At 71.3% G+C, this 22,602-nt stretch carries 19 protein-coding genes and 1 pseudogene; 16 read left to right on the top strand and 4 right to left on the bottom strand.

Going from position 1 to position 22,602, the window contains the following annotated elements; translation table 11 throughout:
* The first annotated feature begins 5 nt into the window (after positions 1-5).
* From F4556_RS16705 to F4556_RS16685, 5 genes are all read left to right on the top strand, one after another.
* Positions 6-674, top strand: a complete 669-nt coding sequence (locus F4556_RS16705; RefSeq protein WP_184916323.1) for an ATP-dependent endonuclease — start codon at positions 6-8, stop codon at positions 672-674.
* 211 nt (positions 675-885) lie between these two features.
* The gene (locus F4556_RS16700) at positions 886-1,398 is read left to right on the top strand and encodes a toxin-antitoxin system HicB family antitoxin (RefSeq protein ID WP_184916320.1); all 513 of its coding nucleotides are present in this window, start codon (positions 886-888) and stop codon (positions 1,396-1,398) included.
* A gap of 86 nt (positions 1,399-1,484) precedes the next feature.
* Entirely contained in the window at positions 1,485-2,333 is an 849-nt protein-coding gene (locus F4556_RS16695) for a DUF4097 family beta strand repeat-containing protein (protein WP_184916317.1), read from the top strand.
* 65 nt (positions 2,334-2,398) lie between these two features.
* A complete protein-coding gene (locus F4556_RS16690; protein WP_184916314.1) occupies positions 2,399-3,382 on the top strand; it encodes an ATP-binding cassette domain-containing protein in 984 nt (327 codons plus the stop codon).
* On the top strand, positions 3,379-4,170 hold the full coding sequence (locus F4556_RS16685; RefSeq protein WP_184916311.1) for an ABC transporter permease: 792 nt from the start codon (positions 3,379-3,381) through the stop codon (positions 4,168-4,170). The genes F4556_RS16690 and F4556_RS16685 overlap by 4 nt, the downstream gene beginning before the upstream one ends.
* Here F4556_RS16685 and F4556_RS16680 read toward each other — a convergent pair.
* Positions 4,151-4,774 (bottom strand): GDSL-type esterase/lipase family protein, encoded by a 624-nt coding sequence (locus tag F4556_RS16680; protein ID WP_184916308.1) that lies wholly within the window; start codon positions 4,772-4,774, stop codon positions 4,151-4,153. The genes F4556_RS16685 and F4556_RS16680 overlap by 20 nt on opposite strands.
* Before the next feature lie 224 nt (positions 4,775-4,998).
* Here F4556_RS16680 and F4556_RS16675 point away from each other — a divergent pair, with 224 nt between their 5' ends.
* The 4 genes from F4556_RS16675 to F4556_RS39460 all read left to right on the top strand — a co-directional run bounded on the left by F4556_RS16675 (position 4,999) and on the right by F4556_RS39460 (position 12,199).
* Positions 4,999-6,618, top strand: coding sequence for a PKD domain-containing protein (locus tag F4556_RS16675; protein WP_184916305.1), 1,620 nt, complete (start codon positions 4,999-5,001; stop codon positions 6,616-6,618).
* Between the two features lie 142 nt (positions 6,619-6,760).
* Complete coding sequence (locus F4556_RS16670) at positions 6,761-9,478, top strand: PKD domain-containing protein (protein ID WP_184916302.1); 2,718 nt, start codon at positions 6,761-6,763, stop codon at positions 9,476-9,478.
* 148 nt (positions 9,479-9,626) lie between these two features.
* Positions 9,627-11,231, top strand: a complete 1,605-nt coding sequence (locus F4556_RS16665; protein ID WP_184916299.1) for a hypothetical protein — start codon at positions 9,627-9,629, stop codon at positions 11,229-11,231.
* 59 nt (positions 11,232-11,290) lie between these two features.
* Positions 11,291-12,199: an LPXTG cell wall anchor domain-containing protein gene (locus F4556_RS39460; protein WP_184916296.1), complete on the top strand. Its 909-nt coding sequence runs from the start codon at positions 11,291-11,293 to the stop codon at positions 12,197-12,199.
* 3 nt (positions 12,200-12,202) lie between these two features.
* Here F4556_RS39460 and F4556_RS16655 read toward each other — a convergent pair whose 3' ends face one another.
* The gene (locus tag F4556_RS16655) at positions 12,203-13,096 is read right to left on the bottom strand and encodes an NADP-dependent oxidoreductase (RefSeq protein ID WP_184916293.1); all 894 of its coding nucleotides are present in this window, start codon (positions 13,094-13,096) and stop codon (positions 12,203-12,205) included.
* A gap of 119 nt (positions 13,097-13,215) precedes the next feature.
* Here F4556_RS16655 and F4556_RS16650 point away from each other — a divergent pair, with 119 nt between their 5' ends.
* A complete protein-coding gene (locus F4556_RS16650; protein WP_184916290.1) occupies positions 13,216-13,815 on the top strand; it encodes a class I SAM-dependent methyltransferase in 600 nt (199 codons plus the stop codon).
* On the opposite strand, the gene manA is transcribed toward F4556_RS16650, so the two are convergent.
* A complete protein-coding gene (gene manA / locus F4556_RS16645) occupies positions 13,805-15,001 on the bottom strand; it encodes a mannose-6-phosphate isomerase, class I (RefSeq protein ID WP_184916287.1) in 1,197 nt (398 codons plus the stop codon). The two genes, F4556_RS16650 and manA, sit on opposite strands and share 11 nt — an antisense overlap.
* A 101-nt stretch (positions 15,002-15,102) precedes the next feature.
* Positions 15,103-16,488: a phosphomannomutase/phosphoglucomutase gene (locus F4556_RS16640; protein ID WP_184916284.1), complete on the bottom strand. Its 1,386-nt coding sequence runs from the start codon at positions 16,486-16,488 to the stop codon at positions 15,103-15,105.
* Between the two features lie 370 nt (positions 16,489-16,858).
* Here F4556_RS16640 and F4556_RS16635 point away from each other — a divergent pair, with 370 nt between their 5' ends.
* The 6 genes and pseudogenes from F4556_RS16635 to F4556_RS16610 all read left to right on the top strand — a co-directional run bounded on the left by F4556_RS16635 (position 16,859) and on the right by F4556_RS16610 (position 22,524).
* On the top strand, positions 16,859-17,623 hold the full coding sequence (locus F4556_RS16635) for a polyprenol monophosphomannose synthase (protein WP_313068330.1): 765 nt from the start codon (positions 16,859-16,861) through the stop codon (positions 17,621-17,623).
* A gap of 137 nt (positions 17,624-17,760) precedes the next feature.
* Positions 17,761-18,690 carry an MBL fold metallo-hydrolase gene (locus tag F4556_RS16630; RefSeq protein ID WP_184916282.1) on the top strand — a complete coding sequence of 310 codons (930 nt, stop codon included), beginning with the start codon at positions 17,761-17,763 and terminating at the stop codon, positions 18,688-18,690.
* Between the two features lie 16 nt (positions 18,691-18,706).
* Positions 18,707-19,264, top strand: a pseudogene (mobA, locus tag F4556_RS16625) (molybdenum cofactor guanylyltransferase); the annotation flags it as partial.
* 332 nt (positions 19,265-19,596) lie between these two features.
* Positions 19,597-21,297 carry a recombinase family protein gene (locus F4556_RS16620; protein ID WP_313068329.1) on the top strand — a complete coding sequence of 567 codons (1,701 nt, stop codon included), beginning with the start codon at positions 19,597-19,599 and terminating at the stop codon, positions 21,295-21,297.
* A gap of 478 nt (positions 21,298-21,775) precedes the next feature.
* Positions 21,776-22,024, top strand: a complete 249-nt coding sequence (locus tag F4556_RS16615) for a hypothetical protein (protein ID WP_184916274.1) — start codon at positions 21,776-21,778, stop codon at positions 22,022-22,024.
* Between the two features lie 2 nt (positions 22,025-22,026).
* Entirely contained in the window at positions 22,027-22,524 is a 498-nt protein-coding gene (locus tag F4556_RS16610) for a hypothetical protein (protein ID WP_184916271.1), read from the top strand.
* Positions 22,525-22,602 lie beyond the last annotated feature (78 nt).

The raw sequence follows: 22,602 nt of genomic DNA, 5'->3' as shown, positions 1-22,602 counted from the left end.
GGGCCATGGATGCGACAGGGCGGTTCCGGCTGGCGGCCATGGAGTGGGCGGGCGGCGGTTCGGGGGCTCCGGCGGCCGCTGCGGCCGCTGCGGCCGCACGTGAACTGGCCGGTGGCGGCGCCGTGCGCACGGCCGTACTGGTCGAGGGGGTCAGCGACCAGGTGGCGGTCGAAGCGCTGGCCGGGCGGCACGGCCGCGCGCTCGGTGCGGAGGGTGTCGCGGTCATCCCGCTCGGGGGCGTCACCAACATCGGCAGGTTCCTGAGCCTGTTGGGGCCGCAGGGGCTGGGTGTCGGAGTGGCTGGGCTGTGTGACGCCGGCGAGGAGGGCTACTTCTCCCGGGCCCTGGAGCGGGCGGGCCTCGGGGCCGACCTGACGCGGGCCGACATGGAGCCGCTCGGCTTCTACGTGTGCGTCGCCGACCTCGAGGAGGAGCTGATCCGCTCGCTCGGTGCCGCCGCCGTGCAGGAGGTGTTCGAGGCGCAGGGCGACCTGCGGGCGTTCCGGGTCTTCCAGAAGCAGCCCGCCCAGCGGGAGCGGAGCGTCGAGCGGCAGCTGCGGCGCTTCATGGGGACCATCAGCGGCCGGAAGAGCCAGTACGCGCGAGCGCTGGTGGACGACCTGGACCTCGCCCTGGTGCCTCGGCCGCTGGACCGCCTGCTGGCCCGGCTGTAGCGGTGTGCCACCGGGTGGCGTCACCTGGTGCCAGGTGATGCCACCCGGTGCCACTTCGTGCGCCCGCAGCCCTTCAGGCAAGCATGGTGCCACACTGGCTCAGGCTGATGCCGGTGCGTTTTCGCAGGTAGAACGGCTGGCGGCGAGTTCGCCGCGCCGAAGGTGCCATCGGGGCTTGCGTGTGGCGCCATAGTGGTGCCATGATGACGTCATGGACCTCACCCCGTATGTCGACACCCTCCGCCGCGAACTCGCGGTGGCCGCCGAGGCCGGCGGCGAAGAAGCCCGCGAGCTGGCAGAGAGGCTCACCGCCCCCCTGGAGTCGGCGACCCGGCTGACCATGCTGAACGTGCTCTCCGCCGCGATGGACGAGGTGACCCGCGAGCTCGCCCCGGGCTCGGTCGACGTACGGCTGCGTGGGCTCGACCCCGACTTCGTGGTGACCCTGCCGCCCACCGGCGGCAGTGCCCCCGTGGCGCCGGCCGCGCCCGCCGAACCGCTGCAGGCCCCGGCCGAGAGCGACGAGGGCGGCACCGCCCGGGTCAACCTTCGGCTGCCGGCCCACCTCAAGGCCCGCGCCGAGGAGGCCGCGAGCCGCGAGGGCCTGTCGGTCAACGCGTGGCTGGTCCGCGCCGTGTCGGCCGCGGTCGACGGCGGCACCCGGCCGCGTACGCCGGAGAAGACCCAGACCATCGGACAGAGCATCACGGGCTGGGTGCGCTAGTCGCGCCCCTGCTCGCCCGCACCACTTCACCCACACCACGTCCCACCAGCGGGGACGCCCTGAAGACCCAAGAGGACGGGACAGCCATGCCTTCTTTCGACACTCCTGACGCGATCTCGGCCACGGCGCACGTGGAGGCCGGTGCCATCCAGTTCATCGCGGGGGACCGCCCCGACACCGTCGTCGAGGTGCGTCCCCGCGACCCGAAGAAGGACCGGGACGTGCGGACGGCCGACCAGACCGAGGTCACCTTCGCGGGTGGCGTACTGACCGTCAGGACGCCCAAGTCCAACCTGCTCGGCCTCGGTCGCACCGGTGTCGTGGACGTGACGGTCGAACTGCCCACGGGCTCGCGGATCGACGTGACCGGCGCCTGGACCCAGGTGCTCGGCGAGGGCCGGCTGGGCGAGGCCCGGGTGAAGACCTCGTCCGGTGACGTCCGCCTCGACACCACGGGACCGCTGAAGCTGATCGCCTCGCACGGCTCGATCACCGTGGATCGGGTCGAGGGCTCGGCGGAGATCACCACCAGCTCCGGCAGCCTGCGGATCGGTGTGGTCGACGGCTCCGCCGTCCTGAAGAACTCGCACGGCACCACGACCGTCGACGCCGCGACCGGCGACCTGCGGGTGAGTGGCGCCAACGGCGACATCGAGATCCGGCGGGCCGAGGGCTCGGTCACCGCCACCACCGCCCACGGGACCCTGCGGGTGGGTGAAGTGGCCCGCGGCACCGTCCAGTTGGACACCTCGTACGGCGCCATCGAGGTCGGTGTCCGCGAGGGTACGGCCGCCTGGCTCGACGTCAGCTCGGGCTCCGGCCAGGTGCGCAACACGCTCACCGCCTCCGAGGCCCCGGAGCAGAGCGAGGACACCGTCGAGGTCCGGGCCCGCACCCGGTACGGCAACATCGAGATCCGCCGCGCCAAGGCCTGAGCACCGCCCCCGCAAGCTCGCCCGACTCACCCCGATCTCTTCACCCTTCGAAAGGGGAGGGCTCCATGCCTTCATCTGTCATGCCCACGCCCAGGCAGGATGGCGGTACCCCCGCCGCCGTCTCCGTCGTCGGCCTGCGCAAGTCGTACGGCGACAAGACCGTCCTCGACGGCATCGATCTGCGGATCCCGGCCGGTTCGGTCTTCGCGCTGCTCGGGCCCAACGGCGCGGGCAAGACCACCACCGTGCAGATCCTCTCCACGCTCATCACCGCCGACGGCGGCCAGGCCCAGGTCGCGGGCCACGACCTGGCCGCCGCCCCGCAGGCCGTACGGGCCGCGATCGGCGTCACCGGGCAGTTCTCCGCCGTCGACGGGCTGATCACCGGCGAGGAGAACATGCTGCTGATGGCGGACCTGCACCACCTGTCCAAGCGCGAGGGGCGCAGGGTGGCGGCCGAGCTGCTGGAGCGGTTCGACCTGGCGGAGGCGGCGAAGAAGCCCGCCTCGACGTACTCGGGCGGCATGAAGCGGCGCCTCGACATCGCCATGACGCTGGTCGGCAACCCGCGGATCATCTTCCTCGACGAGCCGACCACCGGCCTCGACCCGCGCAGCCGGCACACCATGTGGCAGATCATCCGCGAGCTGGTCGCGGACAGCGTCACCGTCTTCCTCACCACCCAGTACCTGGAGGAGGCGGACCAGCTCGCCGACCGGATCGCCCTGCTCAACAACGGCCGGATCGCGGCCGAGGGCACCGCCGAGGAGCTCAAGCGGCTGATCCCCGGCGGCCACGTCCGGCTCCGGTTCGCCGACCCGGACACGTACCAGCGCGCCGCCTCGGCGCTGCGCGAGGTCACCCGGGACGACGAGGCGCTCGCGCTGCAGATCCCCAGCGACGGCAGCCAGCGCGAGCTGCGCACCCTCCTCGACCGGCTGGACTCCGCCGGCATCGAGGCCGACGAGCTGACCGTGCACACCCCCGACCTCGACGACGTGTTCCTCGCCCTGACCGGCACCGACCAGCCCAAGGAGACTGTCCGATGAGCTCCCTCTCGCTCGCCGTGCGCGACTCGTCCACGATGCTGCGCCGCAACCTGCTGCACGCCCGCCGCTACCCGTCCCTCACCCTGAACCTGCTGCTCACGCCGGTCATGCTGCTGCTGCTCTTCGTCTACGTCTTCGGCGACGTGATGAGCGCGGGCATCGGCGGCGGCGGTGCGGACCGCTCCGCGTACATCGCCTACCTGGTGCCCGGCCTGCTGCTGATGACCATCGGCAGCACCACGATCGGCACCGCGGTCTCCGTCTCCAACGACATGACCGAGGGCATCATCGCCCGCTTCCGCACGATGGCGATCCACCGCGGCTCGGTGCTCGTCGGGCACGTCGTCGGCAGCGTGCTGCAGTCGGTCGCCAGCGTGGTCCTGGTCGGCGCCGTCGGCGTGGCCATCGGCTTCCGCTCCACGGACGCGACCGCGCTGGAGTGGCTCGCGGCCTTCGGACTGCTGGTGCTCTTCGCCACGGCGCTCACCTGGATCGCGGTCGGGATGGGCATGGTCAGCCCGAACGCCGAGGCGGCCAGCAACAACGCGATCCCGCTGATCTTCCTCCCGCTCATCTCCAGCGCCTTCGTCCCGGTCGACGCGATGCCGGGCTGGTTCCAGCCGATCGCCGAGTACCAGCCGTTCACGCCGGCCATCGAGACCCTGCGCGGGCTGCTGCTCGGCACCGAGATCGGCCACAACGGGTGGCTCGCGGTCGCCTGGTGCCTGGCGCTCTCCGTGCTCGGCTACCGCTGGTCGAAGGCGGTCTTCAACCGCGACCCGAAGTAGTCGGAACAGCCCTGAGCCAGGTGTCCCAGTGCGGGGCGATCAGGTCGGCAATGGCGTCATATCCCGCTTCGGCGGGGTGGGCGCCATCGCCCGTTCGGACCTCGTGGATCCAGACGGGGTTGGCGGCGAGGGGCTGGTGGACGGGGACGTAGGGGATGCCCGCGGTGCGGCAGATCCGGGCGAACTCCCGGTCCAGCCCGGCGGTACGGGCCTGGTGACCGGGGTCGGCGACCGGGGGCGGGGCGACCACCAGGACGGACCAGTCGTTGGCGGTGGCCCGGTCGAGCAGACGGGTCAGGTTGGCCGACGACTCGTCAGGGGCGACCCGGGGACGGCCGTTCTCGAGGGTGGCGTCGTTGACGCCGACGGAGAGCACCACCCGGGGGTCGGTGGCGGGGGCCAGCCGTTGGCCGCACTCGTCCTCGAAGCGGTTCAGCACATCGCTCGAAGTCTGGCGCCGGACACCGAGGTTGTAGCCGGTGAGAGGCTGTCCGGCGGCGATGGTGCGGGCGGCCAGCCGGCCGGCCCAGCCGAGGAACCGGGGGTCGCCGACGCCGGCCACGTAGGAGTCGCCGACGAAGCAGATGCGCAGGTCGTGGGTCATGGCGGTGATCCTGGCAGTGGGGTGGGGGCGGGGGTGCGGAGTTTCGCTCCTTGGACGGCATGCAGAGGTCCGGGAGTCACTGCGCGGGCTTCAATACGGACAAATCAGCAATAAAGGCATGACACGAACAGCCATGTGGGGGAGGCGCTTTGAGTGTCCCCGGTGCTATGTATGCTCAGCGATCACGGCCTTTGCCGTCTCTTCATACAATCACTGGAGCACGGGTGTCCCACCGTCGTTTCATCGCGACCGCTGCACTGTTCGCGGCCGGTCTCACGCTCATCCCGGCTTCTGCCCAGGCTGCCGAGCCCGCTCCGGCCAAGGCTGTTTCCAAGCCGGTGAATTCCAAGACCCTGGAGGACATCAAGTCCTCGGGTTTCCAGACCTTCGTCAGCCCCGGCGAGAAGGCGATCAAGGCTCGCGCCGCCAAGGGTGAAGTCAGCCCCCGGGCGGAGTCCAATCTCATCGTGGGCTTCATGGCCATTCCCAACAGCGGGCGCGGCATTTCGCTGACCGCCTCGGTGGGCGGGAACTCCGGCTCGGTGCCGGTCACCATCGCCTGGGGCGACGGAACCACCAGCACCGCGAACACGGACGCCGAGAACTTCGCAGAGGCGAACCACACGTACGCCAAGCTGGGTACGTACACCATCACCGTGACGGCCACTGACGCGAGCGGTGCTGTCTCGGACAGCATGGCGATCACCACCGCCGGTTCGCACTACACGGCCTACGGCCCGACCCGTCTGCTCGACACCCGCGGCGCCAGCATCGCTCCGGGCGCCACGGCCCGACTGAAGATCGCGGGTAACGGGAGCATCCCGGCCGGCGTGACCGCCGCGGTCCTCAACCTGACGGTCACCAACCCCCAGACGGGTGGCTTCATCACGGCCTACCCGTCCGGCGGCGAAGACCCCCGCCCGACGACCTCGAACGTGAACTTCACGCCGGGGCAGACGGTGCCGAACCTGTCGGTCGTGCCGGTCGGCGCCAACGGTTACGTCGAGCTGTACAACGGCAGCGGCGGCACGGTCGACGTGATCGCGGACATCGCGGGCTACTTCAGTCAGAAGGTCTCCAGCGGCTTCACCCCGATCAGCCCGGCACGTCTGGTGGACACCCGCGAGGGCGTGGGCACCACCCGGGGCCAGGTGGCCGGCAACGGCTCGTTCCCGGTCCAGATCTTCGGCAGCGACCAGGCTCCGCTGCCCGGTTCGGGTGTCACGGCCGTGGCCCTCAACGTCACCACGACCGCCGCCAAGGGCGGTGGCTTCCTGACCATCTACCCGAACGACGTGCCGAAGCCCCTCGCGTCCAACCTGAACTTCGGGCCGGGCCAGACGATCGCCAACGCGGTGATCGTGCCGGTCGGCGCGGACGGCAAGATCCGGGTGTCCAACGGCAGTGGCGCGCCCACCGACGTGATCGTCGATGTGGTCGGCTACTACAGCGCGGCCGGCGCCAGCGCCTACATTCCGATCGACCCGCTCCGCCTGCTCGACACCCGTGAGTGGCAGTACGGCGCGGTGCCGAGCGGCGAGTACATCCCGATGATCTTCCCGGCCGGCGGGCCTGACGTCACCGGCTACGTGCTCAACAGCACGGTGACGGCGACCCAGGCCGACGGCTTCCTGACCGTCGCGCCGGACCCGAACCTCGGGGACGGCAGCTGGGTGGAGCCGACCCGGCCGAACGTCTCCACGCTGAACTGGACCCGGGGTCAGACGGTGCCGAACCTGGTGCAGGCGCCCGCCGGTCCGGGCGGCGGGGTGGACTTCTGGAACGCCAGCTCCGGTAGCACCCACATGGTGATCGACATGTTCGGCTTCTACGACAAGGGCTGACTGCTCGTCACCCCGCCGGCCCCGGAGCGCGCAGCAGCGCCGCTCCGGGGCCGGCGGCGTTCCCCGGGGTACCCGTCTGCGGGTCGGCCCGGCCTGCTCGCTAAGCTCGGCGCGCTCCACCCGAACGAGAACTGGAGAATCGGTGTACCACCGCCGTTTCAGCGCGACGGCTGCCCTGGTGGCGGCCGGTCTCGTGCTCATACCGGGGCCCGCCATGGCGGCCGGCCCGGCCACCCCTGGACAGTCAACCGAGCTGACCCCTCAGGGAGTTGACACCTTCAGCAGTGCCGCCACGAACTCCGTCCGGCCGCAGGGCGGTGCCGCCGGGGAGGTGGGGAGCCGCGGGGTCCGGAACGGGAAGACGATCTTCGCGAGCACCTCGGGATCCTGCACCGCCGAGACCGGCGCCGGGACGGAGGCCAGCCCCTACTGCCTGCCGCAGAGCGCCGTGGACGCGGCGGCGACCGGCGACACCGTCAAGCTGCTGGGTTCGGTCGGGTACTTCAGTCAGCGGCCGCTGACCGTGCGGACCTCGGGCATCTCGATCATCGGCGTCGGCACCCAGGCGTGGATCGACGCCCGCACCGCGCCCGCGCTGACCCTGGACGGCGTGACCGATGTGACGGTCCAGAACCTGATGCTGGGCGCCTGGTTCAGCAGCGCGGTGCGGATCACCAACTCCTCCGACGTCACGCTGGACTCCAGCTACGTGGACCTCGGCAACGTCAACGGGCCGACCGACAGCATCACCATCGACGGGACGTCCAGCAACGTCACGGTGAGCCGTACCTACGTGGACACCGGGTACTACACCCAGGGCGCCTCCGGCATCGCGGTCGCGGCCGGGGCGAAGCAGGTCACCCTGGCGGGCAACATCCTGGCGGCCACCGGGATCACCGCCACCGGGGTCAACGGCCTGATCGTGGACGGGAACACCATCCAGCGCGGCTGCGCCCCGGCGGTCACGGTGCAGGGCGGCTCCACCGCCGTCAGCATCCAGAACAACCTGCTGGAGGACACCAACCCGGAGACCGCCTACAAGGGCGGGCTCAAGCCGGACTGCCTCAAGTACGGCCAGGGCTGGGCCCCGGACCTCAGCGTCGCGGCCGACTCGGCCGCGGCCACCACCGCGGACTACAACGCCTTCTACAGCTACGGCGACAACGCCACCGCGCCCTACTCCTGGGCGGGCACCGGCTATTCGACCCTGGCCGCGTTCCGGGCGGGTGTCCCTGGGCAGGGTGCGCACGACCTGGTGGACCCCAAGAAGGCGGGCTACGTCTACCTCCGGCCGAACAAGTCCAACAACGTCGACGCCAGGGTGCAGTCGGGCTCGGCCGTGATCGGCTCGGCCAACGTGAACGCGCCCGGCCACCTGTCCTCGGACTTCTACGGCATCGCCGTGCAGAACAACCGCGGGGCGGTGAAGTACGCCGGGAACCCGAACCTGTCGGTCGGCCTGGACGCGATCGGCACCAGCGGGCACGGGATCGGGCTGACCGGATACACCGTCAGCGACGCCGTGCCGCTGAAGGTCGACATCGCCTGGGGCGACGGCAACACCGGTACCACCACCGCCCAGGGCGGCCGGCAGTTCGACGCCGATCACACCTACTTCGACCCTGGGACGTACCGGATCACGGTCACGCTGACCGACCCGGACGGCGTGACGGCGTCCAACACCCTCGAGGTGACCACGCTCGGGTCGCACTACACCGCGTACGGCCCGACCCGGCTGCTGGACACCCGCGAGGGCATCGGCGCCCCGACCGCCAAGGTGGCGGGCCGGTCCTCGGTGCGGGTGAAGGTCGGCGGCAACGGCGGTATCCCGGCGCAGGCCAGCTCCGCCGTGCTGAACGTGACGGTCACCAACGCGAGTTCGGGCGGTTTCATCACCGCGTACGGCTCCGGCGGGGACCGCCCGGCGACCTCGAACGTGAACTTCACGGCGGGGCAGACGGTGCCGAACCTGGTGATCGTGCCGGTCGGCGAGGACGGTTACGTGGAGCTGTTCAACGGTGGCGGCGGCAGCGTCGACCTGATCGCGGACATCGCGGGGTACTTCACCCGCTCGGTCTCCAGCGGTTACACGCCGGTCGCCCCGGCACGGCTGGTGGACACCCGGGAGGGCCTGGGCACCACCCGGGGCCAGGTCGCGGGCCGGGCGTCGTTCCCGGTGCAGGTCGCCAACAGCCCGGTCGGTCAACTGCCCGGTGGCATCACGGCGGTGGCGCTGAACGTGACCACCACGGGCGCGGGTTCGGGCGGCTTCCTGACGGTGTATCCGAACGGGACGGCGACGCCCAACGCGTCGAACGTGAACTTCGGCAAGGGGCAGACCATCGCCAACTCGGTGATCGTGCCCGTGGGTCCGGACGGGAAGATCCGGGTCTTCAACGGCAGCGGTTCGCCCACCGACGTGATCGTGGACGTGGTCGGCTACTACAGCGCCGCCGGCCGCAGCGCCTACGTCGCGGTCGACCCGAAGCGGCTGGTGGACACCCGGTCCGCCGAGTTCGGGAACCAGCCGATCGCCGGTGGTCGCTACGAGCACCTGAGCCTCGACGAGGGCGAGGTCGGGATCACCGGTTACGTGCTCAACGCCACGGTGACCGACACCCGGGCCGGCGGCTTCCTGACCGTCGCGCCGGACCCGAACTCGCCCGAGCAGTACCGGAACGGCACGGCCACCCCGCCGGTCCGTCCGACGGTCTCGGCGCTGAACTGGCAGGCCGGTGAGACCGTGCCGAACCTGGTCCAGACGAGTGCTGGTCGGTACAACGTGATCGACTTCTGGAACGGCAGCTCCGGCACCACGCACCTGGTGGTCGACGCGTTCGGCTTCTACGACGAGCTCTGACCTCCGCCGCACGACAGGACGGGCCCACTCCCACAGGGGGGTGGGCCCGTCGTCGTACCGGCGGGTAGGGGATTGGTCAGATGGGTCGTATGCGTCCCGTAAGCTCATCGGGCCACCTTTACGGATTCTTCACAAGACTGGAGTGCCGGTGTCCCACCGCCGCCTCATCGCGACCGCCGCAATGCTCGCCGCCGGCCTCGTCCTGATACCCGCCACCGCCCAGGCGGCGGGCCCGGCCCCCGTTCCGCGGTCGTCCGACGCCGAGGCGCTGTCGAAGTCCTCGGCGTTCAGGACCTTCAGCAGCCCTGCCGGGCCGTCGGTCCGGCCGCGTACGGCCGCCGGCGCGCTCTCGGTCGACCTGGAGGCGTACGGGATCAGCGGGCGCGGCATCGAGCTCGCGGCCGACCTGGGCGGCGCCCCGGCCGGGACCTCGGTGAGCATCGCCTGGGGCGACGGCAGTGTGAGCACCGCCACCTCCGGCCTCGTCGAGGGCGGCCACAACGTCGCCTCCGCGCAGCACAGTTACCCGAAGCTCGGGAGCTACACGATCACCGTCACGGCCGGCTCGGGCGGGACCACGGCGAGCAACTCGGTCGAGGTGACCACGGCCGGGTCGCACTACACGCCGTACGGTCCGACCCGGTTGATGGACACCCGTGAGCGCGGCAAGGTGCAGGGCTGGTCATCGGTGAAGCTGCGGATCGGCGGCAACGGCGGCATCCCGGCCGGGGTCACCGCCGTGGTGCTGAACGTCACGGTCACCGAGGCCGAGTCGGCCGGCTTCCTCACCGCCTTCCCGTACGGCGGTAACCGCCCGGCGACCTCGAACGTGAACTTCACGGCGGGTCAGACGGTGCCGAACATGGTGATCGTGCCGGTCGGCGCGGACGGCAGCGTGCAGCTGTACAACGGCAGCGGTGGTGCGGTGCAGATGATCGCCGACGTCAGCGGCTACTTCACCCAGTCCGTCTCCAGCGGCTACACCCCGGTCCCGCCGGCCCGGCTGGTGGACACCCGGGACGGCCTGGGCGCCCCGCGCGGCCAGATCGCGGGCCGCGGCTCGATCCCGGTGCAGGTCGCCGGGGTCGGCCGGCTGCCCGGTGCGGGCATCACCGCGGTGGCGCTGAACGTGACCGCCACCGAAAGCCGGAACCAGGGCTTCCTGACCGTCCACCCGAGCGGTACGGCCCGGCCGAACGCCTCGAACCTGAACTTCGGTACGGGACAGACCATCGCCAACTCGGTGGTGGTGCCGGTCGGTTCGGACGGGAAGATCCAGGTCTTCAACGGCAGCGGGGATCCGGCCGACGTGATCGTGGACGTGGTCGGCTACTACAGCGCGGACGGCAACAGCAGCTACCTGCCGATCGACCCCGAGCGGCTGGCCGACACCCGGACCGCCGAGTGGTCGAGCACCCCGGTGCCCGGCGGCGGCTACCTCCCGCTGGCGCTCGGCGACGGGATGCCCGGCGTGACCGGCTTCGTGCTGAACACCACCGTGACGGGGACCCGCAGCGCGGGCTTCCTGACCGTCGCGCCGGACCCGAACTCCCTTGCCCAGTACCAGGACCGGACGGCGGTCTGGCCGGACCGCCCGACGGTCTCCTCGCTGAACTGGCAGCGGCCCGGGGCGACCGTCCCCAACCTGGTCCAGGCGGTTCCCGGGCCGTACGGGATCGTCGATTTCTGGAATGCCGGGGGTGGCGACGCCGACCTGGTGGTCGACATGTTCGGCTACTACGACAAAAGCTGACTGATCGTCAGTCCACCCTCCTCGCTCATTTGTTGCTTGCCAGTCAGAAGGTAGTTCCCGTGAAGTTCCGTACCGCCCTTGCCGTCGCCCTGATCGCCGTCTCGGCGCCGACCGCGCTCGCGGTGAGCCCCGCCTTCGCCGGGACCGCCACGGTGGTCCGGTCCCAGAGCAGCGTCGCGCAGTTGGAGCAGGCCGCCGCCGACGCGCGGGCCACCTACGAAGCGGTGCTGGCCAAGGAGACCGCCCGGGAGCAGGAGCTCGTCGCGCTGCTGAGCAGCGGGGAGCTGCCCGAGGCGATCCGGGCCCGGCGGGACGCGGCGACGGCGGCGGTGCAGCAGGCCAAGATCACCAAGGCGGACGCCGAGCGGGTGCGGAGCGAGCGCAGTGCCGCGATCGACGCGCTGCCGGCCACCACCACCGAGGACGAGCGGGTGGCGGCGTTCCGGGAGCTGCACCGGGCCGATCTCGCCGCCAAGGCCGCCGCCGATGCGCTGGCCGGAGCGGAGCGGGAGCTTGCTGCGGCGGTTGATCAGGGCGATGACTGGCGGGTCGAGGTCACCAGGCAGGTCGGCCGCTCCCGGCAGGCGGTGGCCGACGCGTTGGCGGCAAGTCAGGCAGCGGACCGGGCCCTCGCCGAGGCGCGGGCGGCCGAGGCGCAGCAGCCGACGCCGACCCCGGTGACCCCGGCCGAGAGTGCCACCGCCACGCCGACGCCGACGCCCACGTCGCCCCCCGCCCCGGCGGTCGACGAGGACCCCTCGGACCAGGCCGAGGACCGTCCGGTGACCGCCTCGGTGATCCCGTCCGCCGTACCCACCCCGGTGCCGTCGGCCGCCCCGGTCGGTGAGCTCGCCGCGACCGGCTCCTCGGCCTCGCCGGTGTTCGCGGTGGCCGGTGCGGCGGCGCTGGCGCTGGGCGCCGGGGCGGTCCTGGTGGCCCGTCGGCGCAAGGACGACGCGGACCGCTGAGCCTCAGAAGGTCAGTACCACCGCGCCCCGCAGGCCGCCCTGCTCGGCCTGCTCGTGCGCCTTGGCGGCCTCGGTGTACGGGTGCTCGGCGGCGATCCGGACGGTGAGCCGTCCGGCCGCCACCAGCTCGCCCAGCTCGGCGAGTTGGGCGCTGTCGGGGCGGACGTTCAGCACGGTGTGCCGGATGCCGCGTTCGACCGCGAGCGGGCCGGGGCGGACGGCGACGAAGGCGGCGCCGTCCCGGAGGGCGGGCAGCACGGCGGCGCCGAGCAGGGCGGTGTCGACGACCGCGTCCGCCTCGCCGGGGGTGACCGCGTCGGTGTGCCGGGCGCCGTGCCCGGTGACGAACTCGTGGTCCTCGGGCCGGGCCAGGGCGATCACCCGGAGGCCCTGGGCGACGGCGAGTTGGACCACCAGGCCGCCGAGGTTGCCCGCCGCTCCGGTGACCAGCAGGGTCTGACCCCGGGTCAGCCCGGTGGCCTCGACGGCCTGGAGGGCGGTCAGACCGTTCAGCGGCAGGGCCCCCGCGACGGTGTCCGGGACACCGGCCGGGACCGGGGCGACGGCGGTGGCGGCCAGCACGACGTACTCGGCGTGGGTGCCGTTCCGGGTGGCGAACCAGTGCGAGAGGCCGATCACCCGGTCGCCGGGGCGGAAGCCGGTCACGCCCTCGCCGACGGCGTCCACCTCGCCGGCCACGTCCCAGCCGAGCCGGAACGAAGGCTCGGCCGGCAGGTGGTGGGCGACGGCCCCGGAGCGGACCGCCAGGTCGGCCGGGTGGACGGCGGAGGCCCGGGTACGGATCCGCAGCTCGTCGGGTCCCGGCTGGGGCAGCGGGGCGTCGGCGAGCTCGATGACCTCGGGGCAGCCGAAGGTACGGACGGTGACTGCGCGCATGGTGGCACTCCTCGGTGCGGGTGATCGTTGCTGACACCGAGGAGATTTCCACCGGACGACCCGGGGCGGCAGAGCACGGCCGACCCTGGGATCGCCGGTCCCAGGCTGAGGGAGTACGGATGGGCGAGCGGTCGGCGAGCACGGCGGGGTACCGGGAGGAGGCGCCGCTGCTGGTGACCCAGTACGAGAGCGTGACCTTCGATCAGGTGCACCGCGAGATACTCCACCTGATGCCCCAACAGCCGATGGACGTCCTGGAGTTGGGCGCTGGGACCGGCCGGGACGCGGCGGCGCTGGCGGCCCGGGGGCATCGGGTGACGGCGGTCGAGCCGATCGTGGAGCTGCGGGTGCACGAGGGCCCCGGGATCGACTGGGTGGTCGACGAACTGCCCGCCCTGGCCCGGGTGACGGGCCGGTTCGGGCTGGTGCTGGCCACGGCGGTGTGGATGCACCTGGATCCGGCCGAGCGGCGGACGGCGACCGGCCGGGTGGCCGAACTGCTGGCCCCGGGTGGCCGGTTCGTGCTCCACCTGCGGCACGGGCCGGTCCCGCAGGGGCGGCGGATGTTCGAGGTGACGGCGGCGGAGACGGCCGAACTGGGCGCGGAGTTCGGTCTGACCGAGGTGTACCGGGGCGAGCGCGCGGACAAGCACGGCCGGTCGGGGGTGAGCTGGTCGCAGCTGGTGCTGGATCGGGCACCGGCGACGGTCAGAGGGTGACGGTGGCCCGGAAGACGGTCGCGCCGGAGCCGGTCAGCGAGGTCGCGGTGCCCGTCCCGGGGAGGAACGCGGACTGGCCGCGGTCCAGGGTGAGCACGGTGCCGTCGGCGGCGGTGAGTTCGGCGCTGCCCTCGGTGCAGAGCAGGATCTGCGGAGCCTGGCCGTCGAGCACCCGGGCCGTCCCGTCGAGCACGAACCGGGACAGCCGGAACTCGTCGATCGGTACGGGGTAGAGCTCCTCGCCTGCCGCGTCGGCGGTCGGCCGCAGCACCGCCGGGCGACCGGCCCGGAAGTCGACCACCCGGAGCAGCTCGGCCACGTCCACGTGCTTGGGCGTCAGCCCGCAGCGCAGCACGTTGTCGGAGTTGGCCATGATCTCGGTGCCGGTGCCCCGCAGATACCCGTGCGGGAGCCCGGCGCCGAGATAGAGCGCCTCGCCCGGCTGGAGCAGGAAGTGGTTCAGCAGCAGGCCGATGAGCAGCCCGGTGTCGCCGGGGAACTCCCGGGCGGCGAAGGCGTATCCGGCGAACTGCCCGGTCGGGTCGTCGGTCGCGGCGGCCCGCTCGATCGCGGCGGCGGTGGCCGCGACGACGGCGGTGGCGCTCTCGCCGGTCATCGACAGGATGCCGGCCACCGCCTGGCTCAGCGCCTCCGACTCCGGCTTGTTGCGCAGCAGTTCGACCAGCGGCAGCAGCTCGGGCACCTCCAGCGAGGCGAGCAGATCGGCTGCCTCGGCCGGTCGGCGGAATCCGCACAGACCCTCGAACTCGTCCAGCGCACAGATGAGTTCGGGCTTGTGGTTGGTGTCCCGGTAGTTCCGCTCCGGGGCGTCCAGCGGGATGCCCCGGGCCTCCTCGGCGGCGAAGCCCGCCTCGGCCTGGGCACGGGTGGGGTGCGCCTGGATGGAGAGCGGCAGCCCGGCGGCCAGCACCTTGAACAGGAACGGCAGGGTCGGCCCGAACCTGGCCACCGTCTCGGCCCCCAACTCACCCTGCGGGTCGGCCTCGATCAGCTCGTTCAGGGCACGCGGACCGCCACCCCGGTCGACCCGGGACGGGGCGCCCGGGTGGGCGCCCATCCAGAGTTCGGCCTGCGGTTCGCCGGTCGCCTCGACGCCCAGCAACGCGGGGATGGTGGTGACCGACCCCCAGGCATAGGGGCGGACGGTGTTGGCGAGCCGGTCCATGGGCACGTCCTGTTCGCTCTCGTACGGGAGTGGACCGACCCTAACCGACCCGCTGCGGTGCGAGCGGTCCGGCGGGCCGGTCCTGGGTGCGGCTGCGGGTGTCAGGCGCGGATGAGGGTGAGGACGGTGTCGCGGACGGTGGCCATGGTGGCGGGGTCGTCGGCTTCGACGTTGAGGCGCAGGAGGGGTTCGGTGTTGGAGGCGCGGAGGTTGAGCCACCAGGTGGGAGTGGTGATGGTGAGGCCGTCGAGGGTGTCGGTGGTGGCGCCCTCAAAGGTGGCGTAGTGGGTGCGGACCTTGTCGGTGGCCGCCTGCTGGTCGGTGACGGTGGAGTTGATCTCGCCGGAGGCGGCGTAGCGGTCGTACTGGGTGGTGAGGGTGGAGAGGGGGTGGTTCTGGTGGCCGAGGGCGGCCAGGACGTGGAGGGCGGCGAGCATGCCGGTGTCGGCGCGCCAGAAGTCGCGGAAGTAGTAGTGGGCGGAGTGTTCGCCGCCGAATACCGCGTTTGTGGTGGCCATTTCCTGCTTGATGAAGGAGTGGCCGACGCGGGTGCGCACGGGGGTGGCGCCGAGTTCGCGGACGACCTCGGGGACGGTGTGGGAGGTGATGAGGTTGTGGATCACCACCGGGTTGGCCTCACCGTTCGCTTGTGCGCGGGTGATCTCGCGGGCGGCGACCAGCGCGGTGATCGCCGACGGCGACACCGCCTGGCCGCGCTCGTCGATGACGAAGCAGCGGTCCGCGTCGCCGTCGAAGGCCAGCCCGAGGTCGGCGCCGCACTCGGTGACCTTGGCCTGCAGGTCGACCAGGTTGGCCGGGTCCAGCGGGTTCGCCTCGTGGTTGGGGAACGTGCCGTCCAGCTCGAAGTACAGCTCCACCAGGTCGATGGGCAGCCCCGCGAACACGGTCGGTACCGTGTGCCCGCCCATCCCGTTGCCCGCGTCGACGACGACCTTCAGCGGCCTGATCCCCGACAGGTCCACCAGCCCCAGCAGGTGACCGGCGTACCCGCCCAGGGTGTCCTTCGCCGACAGCGTGCCCGGGGTTACGTCCAGGGCGGGCACGGTCACGGTGTCGTCCGGCCCGGTCCAGGACTCCACCAGCTCGCGGATCTCGGAGAGCCCGGTGTCCTGACCCACGGGTGAGGCGCCCGCGCGGCACAGCTTGATGCCGTTGTACTGCGCCGGGTTGTGGGAGGCCGTGAACATCGCACCCGGCAGGTCGAGGGACCCCGAGGCGTAGTACAGCTGGTCGGTGGAGCACAGCCCGATCTCCACCACATCCGCACCCGAACCCGCCGCGCCCTCGGCAAACGCACGCGACAGGGACGGCGAGGAGGGGCGCATGTCATGGCCCACCACGATCGCGGAGGCGCCCACCACCCGCACGAACGCCGCACCCAACGCGAACGACAACGACTCGTCCCACTGATCCGGCACCACACCACGCACGTCGTACGCCTTCACCAGCTGCTTCAAGTCCCGCATCGGTCCGGCACTCCACCCTGCTCGGTGCGGCGGTGCCGCACGTTCTCGGTCGACACCGGCGCGGGCAAGGTCCGACCTCCCGGGTGCTCCCACCAGCGCAGGGGGCGCGCGAGCGGGCGGGCGAGGCGGACGCGAGCGACCGGTTGCTTCGCGACCCACGGGTGTGCAAGTTGAACAGGAAGACTATCTGGTGAGTGGAGTGCAGCACCGCCCTGGCGACCGCCGGGGAAGCTGGTCGTCGTAGCATGCGCTATTCCTGCACTTGTTTCGTATCCGAGGAGCCCGGGCACCGCGAGGTGCGCCTCATTGACCCGGACAGCGGCCACCAGGGCTCGCTGCTCACCCGCTGTACCCGAAAGGCATCAGAGACGTGACCACGGCTGACCAGGAGAGTTCCTTCGCCGATCTCGGTGAGGTGCTGGTGATCATTCCGACGTACAACGAGGCGGAGAACGTCGAGCGGATCACCGCCCGGGTGCGCGCGGCCGTTCCCGAGGCGCACATCCTGGTCGCCGACGACAACAGCCCCGACGGCACCGGTGACATCGCCGACAAGCTCGCCGCGGCCGACGATCACCTGCACGTGCTGCACCGCAAGGGCAAGGAAGGGCTGGGCGCGGCCTACCTGGCCGGCTTCCGCTGGGGCATCGACCACGGCTACCAGGTCCTGGTGGAGATGGACGCCGACGGCTCCCACCAGCCCGAGGAGCTGTACCGCCTGCTCACCGCGCTGCGCACCGCCGACCTGGTGCTCGGCTCGCGCTGGGTCCCCGGCGGCGAGGTCGTGAACTGGCCGCGCTCCCGCCTGCTGCTCTCCCGCGGCGGCTCGCTGTACTCCCGGCTGATGCTCGACGTGCCGATCCGGGACGTCACCGGCGGCTACCGCGCCTTCCGCAAGGAGACCCTGCTGGGCCTCGGCATGGACCAGGTCGCCTCGGCCGGTTACTGCTTCCAGGTCGACCTCGCCTGGCGCACCGTCAAGGCCGGCTACAAGGTCGCCGAGGTGCCGATCACCTTCGTCGAGCGCGAGCTGGGCGCCTCCAAGATGAGCCGCAGCATCGTCGTCGAAGCCCTCTGGCGGGTCACCGCCTGGGGCCTCTCGGCCCGGCTCGACAAGCTCCTCGGGAAGAAGTAGCCGCAGCGGTGGCGGCGCCCGGGACAGGTGGTTGATCACTCACCTGGGCGCGCCTACCCGGCAATCCCGGCGGTTTCCTCCCAAGCTGGAGCCCTACGGGTCCCGGCACGGGCCCCAGTGCCGACCAGGGAGCCGATGTGACGCCGTCCCAGCCCGAAGGGACCGCCGGAGCCGAACCGGCCGCTCCGGGGCAGCCGGGCCCGGCACCGGCCCCCCTGCGGATCGAGGTCTTCACCGGCCCCGAAACGTCCTTCTTCGCCACCTCCAGCCTGATCATGGGCGAGCGCACCGCGATCCTGGTCGACGCCCAGCTGACCCGGAGCGCCGGCCGGGAGCTGGCCGAGTGGGTGGCGGGCAAGGGCCGCCAGCTGCTCGCCATCGTGATCACCCATCAGCACCCGGACCACTACTTCGGTGCCGAGGAGGTGCTCCGGCTCTTCCCCAAGGCCCAGCTGCTCGCCGCCCCCCTGGTGGTGGAGGGCATCATGGCCACGCTGGCCGCCAAGGTCGCCCAGTGGAAGCCCGTGTACGGGGACGACATCCCCGACCACCCGCTGGTCCCCGCCCCGCTGCTGCCGCAGCCGCTGATGATCGACCGCCAGCTGATCCGGGTGCTCAGCCTCGGCCAGGGCGACAGCGCGGGCTCCACCGTGGTCCACGTCCCGGGCAGCCGCACCGTGGTCGCCGGGGACTTCGTCTACAACGGCACCCACGTCTGGACGGCGGACACCGACCCGGCCGAACGCGAGCAGTGGTCGCACAACCTGGCCCGCTTGGCCGACCTCGGCGCCGACCGGGTCATCGCCGGCCACCGGGCCCCCGGGGCCGACGACGACGCGATGCGGGTGCTCACCTTCACCAGCGAGTACCTCCAGGACTTCGACCGCGCCCTGGCCGCCCACCCCGACGACGCCGAAGCCCTGGTGGCGATGGTCAACGAGCGCTACGGCGGGCTGACCCTCCCGGTGGTGCTCGAACTCAGCGCGGCGGCCAACGTGCTCACCCCCGAGGACCTGTCCGGCGGGGACAACGGCATCGTGGACGCGGAGATCGTCGAGGACCCCTGAGCGGAATACTGGCCGTATGACGGCCTACGACGCACTCGTCCTCGCCGGCGGCGCGGCCCGCCGGCTCGGCGGGGTGGACAAGCCGGGCCTGACGGTCGGCGGGCACACCCTGCTCGACCGGGTGCTCGCCGCCTGCCCCGACGCCCGCACGGTGGTGGTGGTCGGCCCCGAGCGGCCGACCGAACGCGGCGGTCTCCGCTGGACCCGGGAGGACCCGCCCGGCGGCGGCCCGGTGGCGGCGGTCGCGGCCGGGCTCGGACAGATCACCGCGGACCGGGTCCTGCTGCTCGCGGCGGACCTGCCGTTCCTGGACACCCGCACCGTCGAACGGCTGCTGGACGCTCTCGCGGAGCACGACGGGGCCCTGCTGGTCGACGCCGGCGGCCGGGACCAGCCGCTGGCCGGTGCCTACCGCACCACCGCCCTCCGGTCGGCTCTGGCGGGGCTCGGCGATCCGGTGGGGCTGCCGCTCCGGCGACTGCTCGCTCCGCTCCGGCTGGCGCGACTGGCGGACCCGGACGGGGTCTCGTACGACTGCGACACCTGGGAAGACCTCGAACTCGCGCGGCTCCGGGATACCTAGGCTTTTCGGCAGGGGCTCGGTTGCACTGTCCAGGGGCTCGGGGAACTGCGAGGAGATCTGGCGCTCGGGTCACTGCGAAAGTGCCTGACCATCCACACAGGTGCAGCGCTCCGGAGGTCGGCGTCGCAGTTCCCCGAGCCCCTGCGTGGGTCGCTTAAGGCATGTCTGAGTGGCCACAGCGGGAAATCCTCCCCCTCTTCTACTGGGGAACCCCAGGGAGGGCCACGATGGCATCGAAGAAGCTTGCTCTTGACGACAACGCCCCTGTCACGCCGTACGACGGGTGTGGGATGTGCTTCGTCGGGACCCGGAGGCTGTCCCGGGTGGTCGGGCCGACCGGTAGCCCGGAGAAGCAGCGGGACTTCATCCTTGAGGCCGTGGCCAAGGTCGGCGGGCACGTCATTGCCTGGGCCGATGACTGGGAGGTGTCGGGGGCGGTGGACCCGCTCAGGCGTCCGGCGCTCGGGCCTTGGCTGCGGGAGGAGATGGGTCCGTACAACGGTCTGGCGGGTGCGTCGGTTGAGCGGATCGGGCGCAACGTCCGGGACGCGCTGAACACCGAAGCGATGATCACCGAAGCCGGGCGGCTGCTGGTGACCGCCGATCATGAGGGCATCTGGGACCTGACCGATCCCGCGCAGGAAAACGACTTCATGCTCAAGGCATGGGCGTCGCAGATGGAGCTGCGCAACATCCAGAAGCGTAACCGGGACGAGTCCAAGCGAGCCAAGACGGCCGGGCGGGTGAACGGGGCGCCGTCGTACGGCTTCATGCACGTCCGGGCAACGCCCACGTCCAAGGTCGAGAGGGTGATCGACCAGGAGGCGCACGGAGTGCTGCTGGAGTGCGTGCGGCGCATCCTGTCGGACACCACCGGAACCGTGACGGTGGACGGCGAGATCGCCCGGCTGAACCGTGCCGGGGTGATGTGCCCGAGCGACCGCCTGGCCGTGCTGTACGGCCGTGAACCGCAGGGTGGACGGTGGCACCGCAAGACCCTGGCGCACATCCTGTGCAGCGAGAACGCCCTTGGGTTCCACACCGTCAAGGGGAAGGTCCAGCTTTCGGCGGAGACCAGCCGCCCCGTTCGGGTTGCTCCCGAGCTGTGGGACCGGGCGACGCACGAAGCACTCAAGGCGAAGATCCGTCCGGAGTTCCGGAAGCTGTCGCCGGAGGTGAAGGCGGAGCGGTTCAGCAACCGCCCGGTGCTGCTGTCCAAGCGTGCCGACTGCGGGAACTGCGGGAACGGGATGACTCGCAACGGGTCGAGCCGCACCAAGGGGAAGTGCGTGCCCGCCTACTCCTGCCAGGGCCGGGCACGGGGCATCCCGGGGTCGGAGGAGTGCAGTCCCGCGCCGATCATGGCGGGCGCGATCTTGGACAAGATCGTGGAAACCCGGTTCCTCGCCCGCTACGGGGCCGGCCAGCTCATGCGCCGGATCTACGAGCCCGGGACCGGATTTGGCTCGCAGATAGCCGAGTTGAAGGCCGTCAAGGCCCGACTTCTGGCGGACCGTCAGGCTGGGATCTACGACGAGCCCGAGGACGCGGAGACGTTCCAGCAGCAGTTCAAGGCGTGCAACGCCGAGATCAGGGAGTTGGAGAAGCAGCCCGAGCGGCCCGGCGGGTGGATCACTGTCCCGACCGGTGAGACCGTCGCCGACCGGTGGGCAAGGGAAGACGTTCAGGGACGACGGGAGATGCTGATCGAACACGGCGTACGGGTCGAGGTGCGTCCAGGCCGGAACGCAGAGGATCGGGTGACCGTGACGGCGGAGATCCCTGACGACCCGTCGGCCGAGGTGCTGGCAGTTGTCGAGGGCGACCCGAGCCGTCCCGAGGCCCCGCCGGTCGAGACACCGGTGACCGACACGCCGACCGATCGCACGTCGGTCCGGCTCGCCGGATCCACGTCCCTGGTGCAGGGTCCGCCTGTGCTGCGGATCATCCTTCCCCGGCCCGAGGCGCCCGGTCAGGTGCCCTCTCGGCGTACCCGGCGGAAGGGCGTTGGCCTGGCAGCCTGACAGCCCATCGCAGCCCCGGCTGGTCCCGTCGACCGGTCGGGGCTTCGCCGTGCTCGCGGCGCGTACGGCGGGGGTGGTGACGGGTGACGTTCGAGAGGGTGTTTTCTGTTTTATCTAGACACCCGTGTGTATAGAAGAACCTAGATTTTGCGTCTCCAACGTCACCCGTCACCACCCCTCGGGCTCCGCGGGAATTCGTCCCCCTCTTCTACTCCCAGGAAGAGGGAGCGGGACGGAACGACCCGGACGGCGCTGCACAGCGGGCCGCGGGATACCGTCCCCCTCTTCTACTGCTGAGGGACTGAGCGCAGGACTACCGCACACCCCACCGAGGGGAACCGACCGGCCGAGTGCCCGCCCCTACATCCGTACAGCCTGCCCGCCGATTTGGGGCAGGACCAGTTTCACCGCCCCTTCCCGGCGCCCCGGGCAGGGGCTTCTTTATGCCGTCGACAAGCGGCCCACCGGAGGTAGCACCGTGAGCAACCCTGGCAGTTTCACCTACACCTACGAGGACCGGGCGACCGCGAAGCTCCGTCTGCGCGCCGACTCGTTCCAGTACGACTCCACGATGGAGCACCTTGCCGAGATGAAGCGCGACCGCCCCGAGCAGTACGACCAGATGAACCCGCTCTCCCGCATCTCCCTCGGCCACTACGAGATCGCGAAGGCTGCCGCCGTGCAGCTCGGCCGCAACGTTTCCGCCCCCACCGATCGCGAGGTCTGACCATGAACCCCGACGTTTCCAAGGCCGCCGACAAGCTCGCCAAGCTGCGCGCCCAGGCCGACAAGTTCACGACTCCGCTCGCCGAGGCCGAAGCCGCCCTAGCGGTCGCCGAAGAGGCCGAACAGGCCCGTCGTACCGAGCGAGCCGCCGAGTATGACCGCGCGTTCGCCGCTTCGTGGCGTGAGCGCGCACAGCAGGCCAGCGATGCCGACAAGGCCAACCGGGAACGGTTCGCCGAACTGCTCGCCGAAGAACCGTGGTTCATGGCGTACATGGCGTCCCGGGCCGAGCGGTATAAGCGGGAGAAGATCATGCACGCCGCCCAGCGAGCCCAGTCCGCCACTGGCCAGAATCTCACTGTGCCAGATCCGCGCATGTACGACCTGCGTCTGGTGGACGACCTCATCGAGACCACCGAGCGCATGGCCGCTGAGATCGGCGCGGACTACGCCGAGGAACTGGACGCCAAGCGAACCGCCTACATCGAAGCGGCAGACTGACATGGCCGTTGACGCACTCGACCCCGGCCCGGACGGGACCTATCCGTACTTTCCCCGCGATGCGCAGGGGTGGCCCGT

The sequence above is a fragment of the Kitasatospora gansuensis genome, assembly GCF_014203705.1.
Classification (GTDB): Bacteria; Actinomycetota; Actinomycetes; order Streptomycetales; family Streptomycetaceae; genus Kitasatospora; species Kitasatospora gansuensis.
The sequence above is the reverse complement of the archived record's forward strand: the minus strand, read 5'-3'. Positions and strand labels throughout refer to the sequence as shown.